This window comes from Pseudoalteromonas sp. Isolate3 (assembly GCF_022398505.1).
Classification (GTDB): Bacteria; Pseudomonadota; Gammaproteobacteria; order Enterobacterales; family Alteromonadaceae; genus Pseudoalteromonas; species Pseudoalteromonas apostichopi.
The window spans coordinates 1-2,199 of record NZ_JAKEVN010000227.1; the positions used below are offsets into that span (position 1 = coordinate 1).

Sequence of the window (2,199 nt, forward strand, 5' to 3'; positions counted from 1 at the left end):
GCATTAAATATGGTGTCATTGCTTATTATTTTAAATATTACGTAGGTAATGAGCTTTTAACTGGCCAATACTTTATAGCTTTATTAATCGTCTCAATTTTCGGCGCGTTAAGTACAGGAAAATTAGCTGAGATTCTGGGTAAACGTACTTTGTTTATCGCTTCATTATTACTAAGTGCCTTCTTTACCATTTGTTTCTTTTGGCTGCCAAATGATAACCTCAGCCTGATCTTTGTTATGGGTTGTCTGTCTGAATTCTTCGCAGCCATGATGCCTACCCTGTTTTTTACAATGCTTGGGGATAGTGCAGACTATTCTGAGTGGAAAAATAAGCGCCGTGCCACTGGCCTCATATACTCAGCAGGAACTTTCGTGCAAAAAACGGGGGGTGGATTTGCCGGAGCCTTAGTGCTTGTTGTACTTGCAAGTTATGGCTATGACGGAATGGACGAAACCACCATTGCACACTCACTCGATGGCATGATACTACTAATGAGTTGGCTACCAGCAGCGTTTGCTCTAATAGCCGCAGCACTGATGGCCTTTTATCCATTAACATCTGAAATGACAGAAAAAATAACAGAAGACTTGGCAATTAGGCGTGCAAGTCTGTAAATTAAACAGTTAAGGTTTATATCAAACAGTAATTATGGCAACTATTTATCAGGTATCAGAGCTCGCTGGCGTTTCTTTATCAACCGTATCTCGGGTGTTAAATGAAAATGACTACGTCAGCAAAAAAACCAAACAAAAAGTCCTCGATGCGATGGAGCAGCTTGGTTACAAACCAAATTCAATAGCTCGCTCTCTCGCTTCAAATTGCACTAATAGTGTGGGTATTTTAGTGTCTGAATTAGATGGCGCGTTTTTTGGTGAGATGATGTCTGCTATCGAAGCTCAATTAAGAGCTGCCGGAAAACATGTCATTATTACGCCGGGACACAGTGAAGAAGACAAAGAAAAGAATGGCTTAGAATTTTTAATTTCACGTAATTGCGATGCAATCATTGCTCATGTTGAAGCTGTTAGTGATGAGTATCTAGTAAAATTAAACAAAGGTAAAACCCCTATTTATTTGATCAGCCGCTATGTAGATAAAATGAAAGAAAACTGCATTAGTCTGGATAACGTGATGGGCGGATATTTAGCAACTAAGCACTTACTTGCTCAAGGCCATAAAGATATAACATACATTGCGGGCCCGTTATTTAAACCCGATGCATTTGATCGACTAGAAGGTCACAAAAAAGCACTTAAAGAATACGGTATTACTTTTAATGAGCAAACTCTATTTGTCGGTGACTTTAAAGAAACCGGTGGGTATAACGGCTTAAAGCATTTCTTTAACAACAACATAAAATTTACTGCTGTTGTTTGTGCAAATGATGAAATGGCATCTGGTGTAATGAAATATGCTCGAGAGCATCAGCTTGATCTACCAAAAGACTTAGCTATCGTCGGATTCGATAATGTTCATTTTACAAATTACTTGTACCCAACTTTGACAACCATTGATAACCCGGTAGAGAAAATGGGGATCATGGCCGCCAACTTGGTGTTAAAACAAGTATATAAACAAAGTCTCTCGAATATAGAGCATATTTTCACACCTGAATTACTGATACGCGACTCAACAACACATTTAACTTGAGAGCTTGAAAAAGGCGAAACTAACCGCTTATTTAAATATAACGAATAATATCGATGTATAGATGGAGTAACAGGTGTTTATCGGTGAAGTAGCAAGAAAAACGAATTTATCTGTTAAAGCTATTCGGTTTTACGAAGAAAAAGAGCTTATTGTCCCCCCAAAACGCCAAGGAAAATACCGTGTTTACACCAATGAGCACATTGAAGTATTGAGGTTAATCGCAGAAGCAAAACTGTTGGGGGTTACACTAGCTGAGCTAAAAGGGTTTATAAAATATGAAAACGGGGAAGCAAACTGGGCTGAGATAAGCGAGTTTTTAGTACACTTAAAGGCCCGTTTGCAAGCTCAAATTGAGCAAACAGAACAGAAAATAGCCAAAATCGATTCATGTGTTGGGATTATTAACGCTAAATAATTAGTTGACTCTCCCCTTTAGTGGAGGGTTTATAGTATCTCATGTAGACCTAGAACAAGCAGTACAATCTAAATTAACATTTTCAATAAACTAATCTTTTTTTTGATAACTTAAATTCTAATTAAGGAATAATA

At 37.8% G+C, this 2,199-nt stretch carries 3 protein-coding genes; all 3 read left to right on the plus strand.

Annotation, left to right across the window (positions count from 1 at the left end):
• Positions 1 to 614 (plus strand): MFS transporter (locus L1D46_RS20405; protein ID WP_239978147.1); only part of this gene is annotated, 614 nt, incomplete at its 5' end.
• Between the two features lie 34 nt (positions 615 to 648).
• Positions 649 to 1,650 (plus strand): LacI family DNA-binding transcriptional regulator, encoded by a 1,002-nt coding sequence (locus L1D46_RS20410; protein WP_130052850.1) that lies wholly within the window; start codon positions 649 to 651, stop codon positions 1,648 to 1,650.
• Positions 1,651 to 1,723: 73 nt separating this feature from the next.
• Positions 1,724 to 2,065, plus strand: a complete 342-nt coding sequence (locus tag L1D46_RS20415) for a MerR family transcriptional regulator (protein ID WP_130052851.1) — start codon at positions 1,724 to 1,726, stop codon at positions 2,063 to 2,065.
• The last annotated feature ends 134 nt before the right edge of the window (positions 2,066 to 2,199 follow it).